We start from the raw sequence: 16981 nt of genomic DNA, 5'->3' as shown, positions 1-16981 counted from the left end.
TTATTAATTCTCTTCGGCATAAGCCATTAGCTGGTTGCTGTATTCCCTAAGTTCAATTGCATTGATCTTATTTTTGGCTTCAGCCATAAGCGACAGTAGGTAATCCAGACTTTCGGCCGGGTCAAAGTCACCGTTGCTCTCCGGTTCTTCTTCAAATCCTTCAACAGGCTCATCCTCAGGAATTGGAATGTTGAAAGATTCATAAGTTTCAATGTGCTCATAAGTAAGTCTTATTACCTTTGCCAAAAGAGGACTGTTTTCTTCTACGGCGTATGGCCTCAACTCCTTTAAGTCTTCAACAATAGTATTGGTGATAATACCATTGCGCATTAGATCGCGTTGTATTTTATTCAGAAGTTTTTGTGCCTTAGGATTTTCCAACGTGTACTGTATTTTAATATGGTTAAACTAAATTTTCCTGAAAAGCCTTATTTTAAGCTATCTTAGGAAGGTGTGCAAAGATAATTGATTCTCTTTGTAATTAATGGTAGCAGGATTAAAGATTTTTACTTCAGAAGTTAAAATTTTTCAGCCACTGTTAACACTGATTAATTAACAAAGTCTTAATGCTCCTGAATCTGTATTTGCACTACATATTTGCTAGTTTTAGGCTAGAAAAATAATATAAAAATGAAGAATTTAGAAAATAAAGTCGCATTTGTGACAGGAGGAAGCAAAGGAATTGGCTATGGTATCGCAGCCGCTCTGTCTCAAATGGGAGTGAGGGTAGGTATCACCAGCAGGCATCGTGATGAGGCCGAGAAGGCGGCCAAAGAGATTACGCAAAACGGAAAAGGGGAAGTTATTGGAATTGAAGCCGATGTTCGCAAATTTGAAAGCCAGCAGGCTGCAATTAAACAGCTGGTAGATAAGTGGGGACAGCTTGATATTGTGGTTGCCAACGCAGGGGTAGGTCATTTCGGCTCTATTGAAGAGCTTACACCCGAACAATGGCAGCAAACCATTGACACTAACCTCACAGGAGTTTTTTACAGCCTCAAAGCTTCGATTCCTAATCTTAAGAAAAGTAAAGGTTACATCTTTACGATTTCCAGTCTTGCAGGGACTAACTTCTTTGCGGGTGGTTCTGCCTATAACGCCAGCAAATTTGGAGTGACAGGATTTACACAGGCCGCTATGCTTGACTTGCGGGATCATGATATCAAGGTCACTACTATAATGCCGGGTTCTGTAGCTACGCATTTTAATGACCACACGCCAGGTGATCAAGATGCCTGGAAAATTCAGAGCGAAGATATTGGAGAGCTGGTTGTAGACCTGTTGAAAATGAACCAGAGAGCTTTACCGAGTAAAATTGAGATAAGACCAACAAAGCCTCCAAAAAAATAACTAAAGTATTTAAAGTTCTAAAAAGGAGGTTCTTAAGCCTCCTTTTTTGGATTTTTAAGATGAACAGATTTTGCCAGGTCAACAATTTTATCTGCAATCCCGAGCCACGCTTCCTCTTGAAGAAAGTGGCGGGACCTTAATGTGTGGACCTCTTTTAGTCCTGCTACTTCTTTTATTTCTTTTCCATAGGTTTCGAGTTGCAATGAAGGATCACTGGCTCCCCAGATCGCCTGTACCGGATATTCTTTACTTTGAACGGCTTTGTAGCACAAGTCCCTAAACGCCTCTGAACTATCATAGTTTCTCATAAGCTTCAAAAAGGCCTTTCCATGATCTTCTCTTTTTAAAAGATCAACATAAGCATTAATTTCTGAAAGACTTATATTGGAGGAATTAATGACTCCCATTTGTTTAAACATTACCGGCCAGGTGAGATGACTCATCATCTTTAACTCAGCCTCGCCTAAAACCCTTTTTTCAAAGGGTCGCATAACCACCGGTTTCTTGAAATTTACCACATCCACCCAGGTATTGAGGATGGTTAGGGACATTATCCTGTTTGCGTGTCTTGCAGCAAGAGCAAAACCAATTGGTCCCCCTACGTCATGTACCACCAGGTGAAATTTTTTCAGTTTTAAAACTTTTGCAGCTTTATATATGAAATCTGCAAGATTAGAAAAGGAATAATCAAATCTTTCGGGGCGATCGCTTAAGCCAAAACCCGGCATGTCTATGCTTACTCCTTTGTAACCTTTCTTTTCGAGGGACCTCAAGACCTTTCGATAAAGAAAAGAAGAAGTGGGAACCCCGTGCAGACAAAGTGCCGGTTCCCCACGACCGTATTTCAAGGCAAAGGTTTTAATTCCATCTACCTCAAAATAGGTGCCCGAAGCTTCATGCTCCTCTATAACTTTAGATACAGATTTTTCTTTATTGGCCATAGGCAAAGGATCATTTTTGAAGTAAATGGAGGAGTTCTCTCGCCGCTTTTTCTGAGGACGCAGGATTCTGTCCCGTCACCAGTTTTCCATCTACTTTCACATAAGAGCTCCAGTCCTCTCCTTTACTGTAATTTGCACCCAGTTGGTTCATCTTGTCCTCAACAAGAAAAGGTACTACATTAGTTAATCCCACTGCATCTTCTTCGGAATTTGCAAATCCTGTAACATTTTTTCTGCGAACCAAAGGCTCTTTATGATCTTCAACATTAGCAAGTACACCCGGGGCATGACATACAAAAGCCATAGGTTTCATTTGTTCATTAAAAGCTTCTATGAGAGAGATAGACTTTAAATCGTTTGCAAGATCCCATAGTGGTCCGTGCCCGCCGGGATAAAAGACTCCGTCAAATTCTGAAGCATTCATATCCTCCAGTTTTTTGGTTGAGGCAAGCTTATTTTGAAGCTCCTTATCCTTATCAAATCTTTTTGTGGCTTCAGTTTGGGCATCCTCTGTGGTGCTGGATGGGTCTATGGGAGGTTGTCCTCCTTTGGGAGAAGCCAGGGTGATCTCTGCACCGGCATCTGAAAGAACGTAGTAAGGAGCAGCGAACTCTTCTACCCAAAATCCGGTTTTTTTACCTGTGTCTCCTAATTTATCGTGAGAAGTTAAGACCATTAAAATTTTCATAGTATTATTTTTTTAAATATTTATTATGATTGAAAAGTCCTGTTTCTACAGGCTTTTTTCGTGGATCTTAAAATTACAACGCGCTCCCAGTACAGCCAAAGCTGAGATACTAATTAAAGGTTAAATTCTCTTTCCTGTCTAATTTTTACGATCAATTCCACTCTTACTATACCAAAGCCACGTAGTTTTGCAGGAAACTTTTTTCTTTGAATCTTTACCGGCAACTGCAATCTTTTTTTAAACTTTTAAAGACAGCCGAATTCTCCAGAGGAATTCGTTTTGCCGTTGCAGCTATTATTCCCTTGCTGGTCACAGCTCAAATGGGGGAAATTAGGTTGGGAATTGCCATGGCAGTAGGAGTTTTACTTACCTCACCCAGTGATGTGCCTGGCAGCTTACGGCGAAGAGTAATAGGTATATCCTTTTCTATTGCAATTGCTGTCCTTGCAACTGTAATTACAGGGTTTTCTCTAGCATATTCGATCTTTTTTATTCCCCTGTTGATTCTTCAGATCTTTCATTACTCCATGATTTCGGTTTTTGGATTTAGAGCCTCTCTCATCTCCTTTTCGGGATTACTTGCTGTAGTGCTTAGTATGGCACAGGTTGCTGCGGAAGGCGGTGTACTGCTCCACGCACTTTGGATAGGAGTGGGGGGACTGTGGTACCTTCTGTTCACTCTTTTGTTCCATTACCTGTTGCGCCGAAGAGAAACCGACCAGCTCCTGGGAGAAATCTTTGAACTTACAGCTCAATATCTGGAGATTCGCTCCCGGCTTATGGGCCTAAAATGTGATAATAGAGAGGAACTTGAGAAGGAAGTGTTTACTCTACAGACAACTATTAATGAGAAACACGAGATCCTTAGGGAAATGGTTATAACCCGCAGGAAGAATTTTGGTCGCTCTGGAATGGTGAGGAAGAGACTGCTCATTTTTATGGAACTGGTTGATATCCTGGAATTGGGAATGGCCAACCCTGTCAATTCTTCGAAAATGAGTAAACTTTTTGTCTCTCAGGAAGATAAAATCAAACTTATACAGGATTGGAATGAGATAATGGCTGCTCATTTAAGGATTTTAGCGCAAGGCTCCCGTCGTAAATTCAATAAAACTGAAGAAGAACGATTAAAGGCTAAGAGACAGGAGACATGGAAAACCTACCGGGAGCTGGAAGTTTCGGGAGACGCTTCAGGCAGTAATGAAATGCTTCTGGTTTTTAAGAATTTCCTGGTTTTTAAGGAAAAGCAATATCAAAAGTTGCTTTCAATTAAGAGGCTCATGGAGGAATGGAAAGGCAACGAAAAATTAAAACTTAAAAGAAAAGACGCTGCAAAATTCCTTACTACACCAGATTATAATTTTAAGACCCTTCAGGATAACCTGGATCTCAAGTCTCCGATCTTCAGGCATTCCGTACGATTAACCGTGGTAATGGTGTTAGGATATTTTTTGGGGGAATTATTTGCAGTACAAAATGCTTACTGGATCCTCTTAACCATTGTAGTGATCATGCGCCCCGGATATGCCCTTACCCGGGATAGATTTAAACAAAGACTTTACGGAACTCTCATTGGGGGTGCTGTCGCAGTCTCTCTGGTTTTTCTCATAAGAAGCCAGGTGGTTTACGGGATCCTGGCAGTTATAAGCCTGGTCCTGGCACATTCCATGATACAGCGCAATTATAAAACAGCTGCAGCTTTTATTACGCTCAATGTAGTATTTGTCTACAGCCTGCTGCGACCTAATGTATTACAGGTTATTGAATACCGGGTACTGGATACCATTGTGGGTGCAGGACTGGCTTTTATTGGGGCAAAGTTTCTTTGGCCAACCTGGGAGCATTCTATCATCCAGAATTTTATAAAAGGGAGTATAAAATCAAACCTGGAATTTATTAAGGAGGTTGAAGCTTTTTACAACAACAAATCCACCTTACCTGCTTCTTACAAAATTGCCCGAAAAAATGCATTTCTAGCCATGGGAGACTTTAATGCGGCTTTTCAACGTATGGCACAGGAATCAAAGACAGATAAAATTACCCTGGAAGAAACCTTCAGGATCGTTTCTCTCAATCAGGAGTTTCTGTCGGCTGTAGTTTCCCTGGGAACATTTATAAGGTCTCAGGCCACTACTAAAGCTTCAGCTCATTTTGCCAATTACATATCTGCAATTAAGACAAATCTCCAGGCTTCACTAGAGAACCATAAAATTCCAACAACAGAAGGTAATTCAGAAGAAATTAACAAAGCAGCACTTTTTTATGATAACCTGTACCAGGAATTGCTGAATGTTGAAAAAGATGAAGTCCATGAAAAGGAAGAGATATGGGAAAAATTGCAAGAGGTGCAAATTCTTATGGACCGGCTTAAATGGTTACTTGAGATAAGTGAAAGTCTCAGGAAAATATTGGCGAAGAAAGCATAAAGCCACCCTTTGGAGGTGGCCTGAAAAAATTACTCGAGATGTAATATAAATAACAACTACTTTTTAGAGTGCTGCTGTTTTCCTGATTTTTGATCGGATTTTTGATCACTCTTTTTTGCAGAATCCTGCTTTTGATTTGGTTTTTTTTGTTCTTGAGCCATAGCTATAAGTTTTTGATTAATAACATTATTAAAGTTACAATACATTGAGTTACAATTATTTGTGCGCATGTTTTTTTAACCTTTCTTTTATAGTTAAAATTTTCAGTACTAAATCCTCTTAAAAGGTTTGTTGGCTTTGAATAGCTATTTAGTAATTTTACCAAAGAAGCAACTTTATGGATCATCAGGAAATTATTAAACAGATCGAGGCTCAAAAGCAACTTCCCAACCTTAGGTTCAAGATCAAGGAAAAGGCTGAAGCATTTACTCACAACCTGTTCTACACTTTGTTTGATCGGGACACTCCAGTGGGGTACAATCTTGATAAACTGGCAGTAGACTTTAAAGAACTTGGGGACCTGGTATGCTGGGAACCCGGCAAGCCCTGTTCTGAGATATGGGAGGACTATTGTAGTAAACTACCTCACCTGCTCGAAAAAATAAATCTGGATGCTGTTGCGATAGCAAATAATGATCCTGCAGCAAATTCTGTAGAGGAGGTTTATCTTTCTTATCCCGGGTTTTTTGCTATTGCAATTTATCGTCTGAGTCACGAGCTTTACAAGATGAACCTGCCCCTGGTTCCCCGCCTTATGACAGAATGTGCTCATCAATTGTCTGGGACAGATATAAATCCCGGGGCACAGATTGGTGATTCCTTTTTTATTGATCACGCCACCGGGGTAGTGATTGGGGAAACCACTATCATAAAGAACAATGTGAAACTCTATCAGGGAGTTACTTTAGGTGCTTTATATGTAGCCCGTGGACTACGCAACAAAAAGAGACATCCAACTATAGAAGATAATGTTACTATTTATGCCAACGCTACCATCCTGGGCGGGAATACTGTGATTGGAGCGAACAGTATTATAGGTGGGAATGCCTGGCTTACGAGCTCTGTTCCTGCTAATTCCTTTGTCACCCATGACCCGGTGATCAAAATAAAAAATCTTCAAAAATGAATCGAACGGTATTAGATCTTATTGGAAATACGCCGCTGGTGCGGGCACAAAAACTTATAGATAACCCAAATGTGGAATTGTATTTTAAGCTTGAGGGGCAAAATCCAGGAGGTAGTGTAAAGGACAGGCCTGCTTATAATATGATCAAGAATGCCCTGGAGAGAGGAGACATTACTTCTGAAACCAAATTAATCGAAGCTACCAGCGGAAATACGGGGATAGCCCTCGCCATGGTAGCACGGTTACTTAAGCTGGATATTGAATTGGTAATGCCCGAGAATTCTACTGCAGAAAGAGTGCAGACCATGCGTGCTTATGGGGCTAAGGTGATCCTTACAAGTGCCGATGGTGGTATTGAAGGATCAAGGGATTATGCTGAAGCCAGGATGAAAGAAGGAAATTACTTTATGCTTAACCAGTTTGGAAATGATGATAACTGGAAAGCCCATTACGCTACTACAGGTCCCGAAATATGGAGGGATACCAATAAAAATATCACCCACTTTGTCTCTTCAATGGGGACTACCGGAACCATTATGGGTACTTCTACCTTTCTAAAGGAGCAGAACAGGGATATCCAAATCGTAGGAGTACAACCCGATAATGAAGCCCGAATTCCCGGCATTAGGAAATGGCCAAAAGAGTATTTGCCCAGTATCTTTGATGAACAAAAAGTAGACAGGATCCTCGAAGTGACTGAAGCCGAAGCCAGGACGATGACGTCAAGACTGGCCGAAGAAGAAGGAATATTTGCCGGGATGAGTAGTGGTGGTGCTGCAGCGGCAGCTATTAGGCTTTGTAACGAATTGAAAAGTGGGGTAGTTGTAAGTATAGTTTGTGACAGAGGGGATCGTTATCTTTCTTCAGATCTTTTTGATAAAAAGTAAGAGACTGCCTAAAATCCAGTCTATTAGCTCCCGGAATTATTCCTTTCAAGGTCGAGGTTTGAAAAGAGGAGTCTCAGAAATGGCTTTTTAGGCGTCTCTTTTTTTTGATCTTTTATTGATTTTGGGCTATAGAATGCCGGTTGTTTTGTCTGTTAATACGCAGTCTTTGGGTTTTTTGACCATCACTTATTTTTACCCTATAAAATTCTTTATCAATGTCCCAGCCTTTGGAATAGGCAATATACTTTGTGCCTTTAATAACTGCATCTTTATTTGTCCTAAGAATTTCAAGACGGGCATCTTCAGGAAGTCTTACATCTTTGAATTTTTGGTTAGTGGAGATAAGTTCTCCCTGGTCGTCAAAAAGCGCAACTAAAAAACCTTTTCTGCTTTTAAAATAGACTTCAAATTTCACGATATCAGCATCTTTATTGTCAAGCGCCAATTTTTTGGCATCAAAATTTGCTTTCATAAAGGCTAAAGGATCTTGCTGAAATTCTCCCACTTTTTTCTCGGGGATTATAATTTCCAAATAATTAGTATCTGGATCAAGTTGCATCGATACAGGGCGATACTCAATCTTTGCTTCCTCCAAGAGGATCTGTGAATGACCTGTGGCAATAAAACCAAACAGGAACAATCCTAAAATTAAATTTTTCATAGCACACAGTTTATTGATTAATATCTTATAAAGTTACTATGAAGAAATGTGATCAAATACTATCCAGGTAGCACATCGTGTTAAATTTTAAGGAGCTTAAGCCCCGTTATTACTAGCCTTCTGTAGCAGTAGGTCTAAATTAATGAGTCGAACTTTGCTCCTGCCAAGAGTAATAATACCTTCATTTTTAAACTGCTGTAAATGACGGTTTACCACAGCTCGGGTTGATCCTATAAGGTTTGCGAGTTCTTCGTTAGAAAGGTCGTTGATTAATTCCAGTTCAAGGGATTCTAAATTGACGTTGCTCAAGATAAGCCTGGCAAGCCTGGTTGGAATATCTACCAGAGTGACATTAGTGGCATATTCCTCAAGAACTCTCATTTGATGACTCAGGTAGGGCAGGAGGTTCCTGTTGATCCCGGGGTGTTTTTGAATCCATTCCTTCATGCGCTGCATGGGAAGAGATAAAAGGACAACCCTGTCCAGGGTTTCGTAATAAACATCGTGTTCACACCCGTCCAGTAAACAAAGGATATCAAAAGCATCTGCTTTTTCCAAAAGAAAAAAGGTGAATTCCCTGCCCGAATGTTTTTCGACCTGATAGACCTTTAACCTGCCTGAAACTATAAAATGAAAATAGTGAGAGGTGCGCTGCAAATGTATGCTACACGTATTGTCTGGCCACACTACTTCATCCATTTCCAAAAGGAGTTTATGAAGTTCGTCCTCAGGTAGATCCTTTAACAGCTTATTACTCTTTAGAGCTTCAAAAAATACTGCATGCTTTTTTTTACTCCACATAATCAACAGCATTAATTTTCACGAAAAGGAATAAAATTCAAAGTTAAATATTTAAAAATGAGGCTACTGTTAAACAGGATAATTTTTTTGTAAGGATTTTATTGCCAATTTTTTTGGCTGAACTTTAATTTCAGCTATTTTTGCAAAATTGCAATTGATAGAAAATTTATAAATGGCGCAGGATACATTCGGGATCGTAGAAAAAAAAGTAGATAAGGAACTGTACGGATATCAGCAGGAAGATATCGATAAAATATTCAAGGTGCTTGAAGCACATCCCGAGCGTTATAACCTCCTGTATCAATTACCCACAGGCGGTGGTAAAACAGTGATCTTTTCACAGATTGTGCGGGAATATATCCAGAGGACCAATAAGAAGGTACTCATCTTAACCCACCGTATCGAACTCTGTAAACAAACCTCAAAAATGCTTACGGGGTTTGGAGTACATAATAAAATTATCAATTCTACCATAAAGGAATTACCAGACCAGGATGAATACATGTGCTTTGTTGCCATGGTTGAGACCCTTAATAACCGGCTTAATGACGAAAAGGTGGAACTGTATAACCTGGGGATGGTAATCATTGATGAGGCCCATTACAATTCCTTTAGAAAACTTTTTAAGTTTTTCAATAAGTGTTTTATTCTTGGTGTGACTGCCACTCCGCTTAGTTCCAATATTAAGCTACCCATGAAAGACAATTACCGGGAGCTTATTGTGGGGGATTCTATTAGCAGTCTAATTTCAAAAGGATTTCTGGCCAAGGCTAACACTTATAGCTTTGATGTTGGGCTTTCTACACTTAAGGTGGGGATCAATGGAGATTATACTGTAAAATCTTCCGAAGAACTGTATTCGAATTTTAGTATGCAGGAAAAACTTCTGGATGCTTATATGGAGAAATCCCAGGGTAAGAAAACCCTTATCTTCAACAACGGGATTAATACCTCCAAAGAGGTTTATGAAACCTTCCGAAATGCCGGATACGATGTTAGACATCTCGACAATACCACCAGCAAGCAGGACAGAAAAGAGATCTTACGTTGGTTCAGGAAAAAACCAGATGCCATTCTTACATCTGTGAGTATTCTTACGACCGGTTTTGATGAACCTACCGTGGAATCGATCATATTGAACAGGGCGACAAAATCTCTTACGCTTTATTACCAAATGATTGGGCGGGGATCGAGAATACTTCCGGGGAAAAGTGAATTTACGGTTATTGACCTTGGAAACAACGCGGCGCGTTTTGGACTTTGGAGCGCCCCTATAGATTGGAAGCAGATCTTTAGGTCGCCAGATTACTTCCTGGAAAATCTAATAAGTGATGAAGAAATTGAGCAGAATTTCCGTTACGAAATGCCAAAAGAGCTTCGAAATAAATTCGCGAACAGCAAGGATGTTTCTTTTGATGTGGATGAGGAGTATGACGACATTATCAAAAAAGGACTTAAATCAAAAGCAGTTCTGGAACGTTCTCTTGAGCAGCATGCCAATATGTGCGTGGAGAATAGTGAAGATGTTTTTGATGCGCGGCTCCTGGCAAAGGAACTGGAGGAAGATATCGCCTATAGAATTAGAAAGTATTCTTATTGTATTAGCAACAGCACGAAAAACTACCGTGATTGGCTAAAAGAGGATTATATGCGTAAGCTAAGGCTGAAGATTAATCAGGCGGAATTTTAATCTCCTAAAATATTACCGTCTTAAAAATGACATTTTATATGGGATGTCAAAAATGCCATTTTTGACATCTTGAGAAGACAGCAGCTCCCAGAGTTGAAGTAATATTACGGTTAAGGTTGTGATCTCCTCAATTTTTGCATCATGAGTCAGGACAATGGGGAAGTCAAAATATAAATTCTGTATCGGGTTGGATAAAAAAGGTCAATTATCGATCCTCAATTTCTATACATACCTTGATAAGGATTTTCTTTTGTCATTGTCTTGATTCGGCTTAATTATTTTTCTTGAACAAGCCTTTGATCTTTTTAAACAGACCCTTTTTTTCCTCTTTTTGGGCCTTACGGGGGCTGTCGGCTTTTGTAAAGAGTCGTTCCAGGAAGTTGTCCCTTTTTTCGGGTTCACAGTTGAGCATCATTTGAACAGTAGAAGATGGCGTACCAAATTTTGCCTGAGTAATATGATTAAACTGGGGATCTGCATTCATTTTCTGCATTAGAAGGGCGAAGGCCGGTAGAGCAGAGTTTGCGCCCTGTCCCACATAGGTAGAAGGAAAGCCAATACGGGCGTCATCTGTGCCGGCCCAGGTCACCGACACCAGTTCGGGAGTGATTCCAACGAACCACCCATCCCGGTTGTTTTGGGTGGTTCCTGTCTTTCCTGCGATATCATTAGGTAAATTGTATTTGTGTCTCAATCTTGAAGCTGTTCCCTCGTTTACAGTCCCTTTCATCATCTCTATCATAATTTCCCGTGTAGTGTTGGAAAAAGCAGCTTGGGGAGCAACTTGTGGCTCAAAGCTGGCAATTACATTTCCATATTTATCCTCAATTCTTGTGAGGTAGTAAGGTTTCACCGGTTTTCCCCGGTTCACGTAACTGGAAAAAGAGCTGGCAAGTTCGGCTACATTCATTTCGGCCGTTCCAAGTGCAATAGAAGGGTAGGCGGGAAGATCTTTTGGAAACATCATCTTTTTAGCCTGGGAAAGTACATTTTCCAGCCCTACATCAAAAAGGACTTTTACTGCTATGGTATTAACAGATTGTGCCAAAGCTGTGGCCATGGGATAATTCATGTAAGGATCTTCTTCCTTACTTCCCGAATTGGAAGGGGTCCACCCACCCTCATAAGTTACCTCCCGAATAGAATAATATGTACAGGGGTCAATTCCCGCTTCAACTGCTGCTGTGTAGACCACAGGTTTAAATGTAGAACCAATTTGCCTGCGGCTTTGGGTAACATGATCATATTTGAAATATTCATGATTTATTCCTCCCACCCAACTTTTCACAGCTCCGGTTGTAGGTTCCATATTGACCATACCCATATTAAGGAACTTCATATAATGCTGCAGGCTGTCGGCAATACTGGCAGAAATCAACTTTTTTTGTCCCCAGTCAAAGAGCTCCATATCGGTTTTACGGTGAAGGGAGTCCAGAATTTTCTCTTTGCTCCAACCGGCATCGGCCAGGCTTTTGTATTGTTTGCTCTTCTGCAGTGCTTCCTCAAGGAGATCCTTCCGTTTCCAGGGTGCATTTTTTCCGTAGGCTTTTTCAAATTGATTTTGAAGGGCAGCCATATGTTCCTGCATGGCTTCTTCAGCAAGAACCTGCATCTCATAATCTATTGTGGTATGAAGCTGCAGTCCATCCCTATAAAGATTGTATGGCTCTCCATTTTCTTTTTTAAGGGTATCTAAAATATTCGACACATCCTTCTTAAGCTGGGAGCGGAAGTAAGGTGCGACTCCGCCATTATTACTAAAGAACTGGTAGTTGAGGTCCAGGGGCTTGACTCTGGCCTTTACATATTCTTCTGAAGGCAAATAGCCATACTTGTTCATTTGTGAAAGGACAACATTCCTTCTTTCCAGGCTGCGTTTGGGGAAAAGTCGGGGGTTGTAGTAATGAGAAGCTTTTAAAGAACCTACCAAAGTAGCAGCTTCTTCCAGCTCAAGCTCCTTTGTGCCGGTATTAAAAAATTTCATGGCAGCACTCTCGATACCGTAAGTATTATCACTAAAAGGCACGGTGTTAAAGTAAAGGCCAATGATCTCTTCCTTGGTATAAATATCCTCAAGGCGTTCGGCAATTATTGCTTCTCTAACCTTGTTCACAACTATGCTTAAGTGTCCATAATCATTTCTCCCAAAAAGATTTTTTGCAAGCTGCAAGGTAATGGTGCTTCCACCTCCAGACGATTTATCTCCCATAAGAATGGTCTTGAAAAATACGCGGAGAAGACTGCGGTTATCAATACCTGTGTGCTCGTAAAACCTGACATCTTCGGTAGCAACAAGGGCATCAATGAGATGTTGAGGCAATTCCTCGTAGAGGACAGGTTGCCTGTCAAAAATGTAATATTTTCCTATTAATTTCCCTTCAGAAGAAAAAACCTCGGTAGCTTCATTTTGTTTAAGGTCCTTTAGTTCCCGGGGACTGGGTACTTTTCCCCACCAACCCCAATAGATGATCAGGAAAAAGAATCCGAAGACGAGAAAAAGTCCTAGTAACGAACTTAACACCCATTTTTTGACAGGTGTTAATTTCACATTTTTATATTTCATAGAATAAGTGTCAGTCAAATAAACGAAGACTTACAAAAACAGTTCCGAATGTTTAAAAAACTTTAGGATTTGAAATTTCCCAAAACCCTGCTAATGTTTTAAAAGGAAAGTTTAAAACATTTTTGCTGCGGGAGAAATTTTATAATTTTAAAGAAATGAAAAGAATGGGCCATAATAAAACAGTCATCCTCATTACATCGGGGCTTTTACTCTTTGCAGCAGGGTTCCTTTTTACATTTAAAGGGGAAGCTGAAAGGTATCGTTCGGGAATCGCAACTGCAGTCAAAGTTGAACAAACCTGGAAATTACCCTCCCTCTTGAAGGAAGTCTCTGGAATTGCTTTTTTGGAACCGGGAAAAATTGCCTGTGTACAGGATGAAAGAGGCAGTATTTTCATTTATAACCTGAAGGAATCAAATATTGAGAAGGAGATTAAATTTGCAGGCAAAGGAGATTATGAGGGAATAGCTATCAAAGAGGATGTGGCTTATGTTCTGGAAAGCAATGGCATGATATATAAAATTTCAGATTTTTTGAAAACTGCAAAAGTGGAAACCTTTCAAACTTTCTTCAACTCAAAGAATGACATGGAGGGGCTGTTCTATGACAAGTCTAAGGACCGGCTTTTAATTGCTGTTAAGAGCAAGGATCCAAACTCTGAGGACCAAAAAGGTATATATGCTGCTCAATTACCTTCTTTGCAGGTGGACGAAAAACCTGTTTTCAAACTAACTTTTAAGGAGGAAATTTTTGATGATATTCGTGAAAAGGATATTGGAGAAACCTTCTTTCCTTCGGAAGTAGCAATAAATCCTTCAAGTGGAGAAGTTTTAATACTTGAGGCACGGGAACCGCGGTTACTTATTTTAGACCCAGCAGGGGTTCCAAAAAAACTTTACCGGCTTAACCGGAAGTTATTTCCACAGCCGGAGGGTCTTACCTATGACACTTCTGGTAATCTGTATATTTCCAATGAGGGAAAACCAGCGACTATACACCGCGTAACTTTAACCCCCAATTAATTTTATGGCTGATAGTATCGAAACCCCTTCAGTTAGACAAAGTAAAGCACCATTATACATTTCTCTATTTATTATAGTCGCTCTGGTGTTGAGCTATTTCTTTATTCCCCAGGTTCAGGAATTTCTTAGTACCGGCTGGAATGTTCTCACCAGTGGCGATGAACAGCGTACCCGTGAATGGGTATCGCAATTCGGTTGGTTTGGACCGGTTGTGATAGTGATCACCATGATCCTGCAAATGTTTCTGATTGTTATTCCCACTCCTCTCCTTATGGTGGTGACCATCCTTGCTTATGGTCCCTGGATTGGAGCCGCAATTCTTTTTGTTGCCGTTTTTTTTGCTTCCAGTATAGGATATTTTATTGGCCGCTATTTTGGACCGGTGATCGTTGAAAAGCTTATAGGCCATAAATCTGAAAAAAAGATATCAGATTTCATTGAGGACTATGGCTTCTGGACCGTTATTGTAGTGCGGCTTAGCCCTTTTCTCTCTAATGATGCAATTAGTTTTGTTGGAGGAGTTTTAAAGATGGGCTATTGGAAATTTATTGGTGCGACAATGATTGGTATTTCTCCCCTTATTATCTTTATAGCTTATCTTGGAGGGGATTATGAACGGCTTAAGACAGGACTTATCTGGACTTCTATAATAAGTTTAATATTATTCATTGCTTTTGTGTGGTGGGATAAAAAGGTGAGAAAGGATAGAGCTTAGGAAGTATTACCCGTTTGTTTAAAGCAACTGAAACCACTTTTTACAACTTGGTTTTCCAAATTTTTGGACATGCTATTTTAGTTAATTCATTGAAATTAATTTAAAGATAATCGTGAGTTTATTCTTATTAAACGATTATTTACCTTATTAATTATCATAAATTTACTACAGAGTTTATTGATAATTTTCCTTTCCCCGCATTTGATCTATTTATGATTTGCCCTTATCACCTCTTTTCCTCTATTTGAATTCTTAGTTTACTGTATAATAATCTCAAAAAAATAAGCTATGAAAAATTTTCATTTCAATTTCGGAAGACTCATTTTACTGCTTTTGAGTATTACCTTGGGAAGCTGTAATGTCTATCACTCAGCTCCGGGTACTGTTAATGAAGCTGTAGAATCAGAGAATCGAGTGAGATTAGTTACAAAAGACAATAAATCTTTTGAGTTAAAAAGCTTGCGACAGGAGGGAGAAAAACTGGTGGGGACCACCGGGAAAAATTCTGAAACTGCTAAAATGTTGAATGGCCGGAAACAGAAACTGGCAGGTAAAAATGTTGAAATAGTTTTTCAGCGAGATGAAGTTATGGCTGTTTACCTAAAGAATAAAAAAATGTCCAGATTGGTGAATTATGGTGTACCTGTTATTGGTACCGCGGGACTTATTGGAGTGACATCCTCGAATTTTAAACCGGATGTTGGTTTTTAATTAAAAGAAAAACTGTTTGAAGATCCTGCTGATATGATGGGTAAGTTAGCAGAGATCTTCAAACAGTTTAATTGATAAAATTATATGGGTTTTCTAAAGTCTCTGCGCCACAGCCTGAACTTCATCTAATACTCTTAGGAGATTTTCACCCCAAAGTTTTGCGATCTCTTCCCGGGTGTATCCTCTTTTTAGTAACTCCAGAGTAACGTTCAATGACTGGGAAGCGTCGCTCCATCCTTCAATGCCGCCGCCGCCGTCAAAATCTGAACTTATTCCCACATGGTCAATGCCTATTTTTTCTACCAGGTAATCTACATGATCTACAAAATCTGTAACATCTACCGGCGGAACTTTCTCTTTTACCTTTTGAATTTTAGGCTGCGCCAGTTTTCTCACCCTGCGGAAGTCATCATAATAAGCTTCGCGTTTTTTCTCATCCAATTGCCTTACTTCGGCCCAGGGTAGGAGCTTAAAGCCTACTTTTTCTCCTACTTCTGTATAGACCTTATTTACAGCAGCATCGTATGCATTATGCTTTTGGGTATTGAGATAAGAATCGAAAGCCACCGTTTGAATTACTCCGCCGTTCTCCTTTAGCCATTGCAGTTGCTCATCATCCAGGTTACGGCTGTGATCACATAAACCTCTGGCCGATGAATGGGAGGCGATCAAAGGAGCTTGTGATAGCTCGATCATTTGTCGCATAGATTCCTTGGAAGGGTGGGAGATATCTATCATCATTCCAAGGCGGTTCATTTCTTTTACTACTTCTTTTCCTAATTCGCTTAATCCTCCATGCAACCAATCATCCCCGGCTTCCCCGGTGTTTGAATCACAAAGTTGACTATGGCCGTTATGAGATAAAGACATGTAACGGGCTCCAAGATCATAGAACTTTTCAACGTTATTAATATCTGTGCCAATAGGATAACCATTTTCCACCCCAATCATAGCTACCTTTTTGCCCTGGGAAACCAAATCCCGTACTTCCTCACTCGTAGTAGCCAAACCTATTTGATTTGGTGCAATTTCCTTCACCAGGCGGTGAATAGCTTCAAATTTGGACATAGCATTATCATGGGCATTTTTATAACCTGCTGCATTCAACTCTTCCTGTCCTGTATAAACAATGAGCCAGGTGACATCTATGCCTCCTTTTTCCATTTTTGGCAGGTTTACCTGGGTTTCGAGGTTCTGTGTATAGTTTTTCTGAGCTGTAAAATTGTTGACATTAATGTCATTATGGGTATCGATAGTGATCACTTCGTTGTGGATCTCCTGTGCTTTTTTCAGCAGAGCTTCATCGATAGTTTGTGCATTTGCAGCAAAAGCCATGAAAAATATAAGCAAGTATTTTTTAGAAAACATATAGTTTGATTTGATTTAAGATGCTCAAAATA

15 protein-coding genes are annotated in these 16981 nt (G+C 40.0%); 8 read left to right on the top strand and 7 right to left on the bottom strand.

Going from position 1 to position 16981, the window contains the following annotated elements:
• Window positions 1-3: 3 nt before the first annotated feature.
• Window positions 4-381 carry a hypothetical protein gene (locus OU683_RS08585; RefSeq protein ID WP_268137227.1) on the bottom strand — a complete coding sequence of 126 codons (378 nt, stop codon included), beginning with the start codon at window positions 379-381 and terminating at the stop codon, window positions 4-6.
• Window positions 382-630: 249 nt separating this feature from the next.
• Between OU683_RS08585 and OU683_RS08580 the strand changes: the two genes are divergently transcribed.
• On the top strand, window positions 631-1350 hold the full coding sequence (locus OU683_RS08580) for an SDR family oxidoreductase (RefSeq protein WP_268137225.1): 720 nt from the start codon (window positions 631-633) through the stop codon (window positions 1348-1350).
• 32 nt (window positions 1351-1382) lie between these two features.
• Here OU683_RS08580 and OU683_RS08575 read toward each other — a convergent pair whose 3' ends face one another.
• Both OU683_RS08575 and OU683_RS08570 read right to left on the bottom strand, forming a co-directional pair.
• Window positions 1383-2291 carry an alpha/beta fold hydrolase gene (locus OU683_RS08575; RefSeq protein ID WP_268137223.1) on the bottom strand — a complete coding sequence of 303 codons (909 nt, stop codon included), beginning with the start codon at window positions 2289-2291 and terminating at the stop codon, window positions 1383-1385.
• A gap of 10 nt (window positions 2292-2301) precedes the next feature.
• Window positions 2302-2979, bottom strand: a complete 678-nt coding sequence (locus OU683_RS08570; protein ID WP_268137221.1) for a type 1 glutamine amidotransferase domain-containing protein — start codon at window positions 2977-2979, stop codon at window positions 2302-2304.
• Between the two features lie 206 nt (window positions 2980-3185).
• Here OU683_RS08570 and OU683_RS08565 point away from each other — a divergent pair, with 206 nt between their 5' ends.
• The 3 genes from OU683_RS08565 to cysM all read left to right on the top strand — a co-directional run bounded on the left by OU683_RS08565 (window position 3186) and on the right by cysM (window position 7418).
• Window positions 3186-5405: an FUSC family protein gene (locus tag OU683_RS08565; RefSeq protein ID WP_268137219.1), complete on the top strand. Its 2220-nt coding sequence runs from the start codon at window positions 3186-3188 to the stop codon at window positions 5403-5405.
• A 337-nt stretch (window positions 5406-5742) separates the two neighbouring features.
• Entirely contained in the window at window positions 5743-6531 is a 789-nt protein-coding gene (epsC, locus tag OU683_RS08560; protein WP_268137217.1) for a serine O-acetyltransferase EpsC, read from the top strand.
• Window positions 6528-7418: a cysteine synthase CysM gene (cysM, locus tag OU683_RS08555; protein ID WP_268137215.1), complete on the top strand. Its 891-nt coding sequence runs from the start codon at window positions 6528-6530 to the stop codon at window positions 7416-7418. The genes epsC and cysM overlap by 4 nt, the downstream gene beginning before the upstream one ends.
• A 112-nt stretch (window positions 7419-7530) precedes the next feature.
• Here the strand turns inward: cysM and OU683_RS08550 are convergent, their stop codons facing one another.
• Both OU683_RS08550 and OU683_RS08545 read right to left on the bottom strand, forming a co-directional pair.
• The gene (locus OU683_RS08550; RefSeq protein WP_268137213.1) at window positions 7531-8079 is read right to left on the bottom strand and encodes a hypothetical protein; all 549 of its coding nucleotides are present in this window, start codon (window positions 8077-8079) and stop codon (window positions 7531-7533) included.
• Window positions 8080-8175: 96 nt separating this feature from the next.
• Window positions 8176-8880: a Crp/Fnr family transcriptional regulator gene (locus OU683_RS08545; protein WP_268137211.1), complete on the bottom strand. Its 705-nt coding sequence runs from the start codon at window positions 8878-8880 to the stop codon at window positions 8176-8178.
• Window positions 8881-9052: 172 nt separating this feature from the next.
• On the opposite strand from OU683_RS08545, the gene OU683_RS08540 reads away from it, so the two are divergent.
• Window positions 9053-10570: a DEAD/DEAH box helicase gene (locus OU683_RS08540; protein ID WP_268137210.1), complete on the top strand. Its 1518-nt coding sequence runs from the start codon at window positions 9053-9055 to the stop codon at window positions 10568-10570.
• A gap of 271 nt (window positions 10571-10841) precedes the next feature.
• On the opposite strand, the gene OU683_RS08535 is transcribed toward OU683_RS08540, so the two are convergent.
• A complete protein-coding gene (locus OU683_RS08535) occupies window positions 10842-13133 on the bottom strand; it encodes a transglycosylase domain-containing protein (protein WP_268137208.1) in 2292 nt (763 codons plus the stop codon).
• A gap of 164 nt (window positions 13134-13297) precedes the next feature.
• On the opposite strand from OU683_RS08535, the gene OU683_RS08530 reads away from it, so the two are divergent.
• From OU683_RS08530 to OU683_RS08520, 3 genes are all read left to right on the top strand, one after another.
• Window positions 13298-14155 carry an SdiA-regulated domain-containing protein gene (locus OU683_RS08530; RefSeq protein WP_268137206.1) on the top strand — a complete coding sequence of 286 codons (858 nt, stop codon included), beginning with the start codon at window positions 13298-13300 and terminating at the stop codon, window positions 14153-14155.
• A 4-nt stretch (window positions 14156-14159) separates the two neighbouring features.
• Window positions 14160-14870: a TVP38/TMEM64 family protein gene (locus tag OU683_RS08525; RefSeq protein ID WP_268137204.1), complete on the top strand. Its 711-nt coding sequence runs from the start codon at window positions 14160-14162 to the stop codon at window positions 14868-14870.
• A 288-nt stretch (window positions 14871-15158) separates the two neighbouring features.
• Window positions 15159-15581, top strand: coding sequence for a hypothetical protein (locus OU683_RS08520; RefSeq protein WP_268137202.1), 423 nt, complete (start codon window positions 15159-15161; stop codon window positions 15579-15581).
• A 93-nt stretch (window positions 15582-15674) separates the two neighbouring features.
• On the opposite strand, the gene OU683_RS08515 is transcribed toward OU683_RS08520, so the two are convergent.
• Window positions 15675-16916, bottom strand: coding sequence for a dipeptidase (locus OU683_RS08515; RefSeq protein ID WP_442800848.1), 1242 nt, complete (start codon window positions 16914-16916; stop codon window positions 15675-15677).
• Between the last annotated feature and the right edge of the window lie 65 nt (window positions 16917-16981).

Origin of the sequence: Salinimicrobium sp. TH3 (assembly GCF_026676115.1) — a bacterium.
In the GTDB taxonomy this organism is placed as follows: Bacteria; Bacteroidota; Bacteroidia; order Flavobacteriales; family Flavobacteriaceae; genus Salinimicrobium.
Note: the sequence above shows the minus strand (reverse complement) of the source record. Positions and strands in the feature narration are given on the sequence as shown.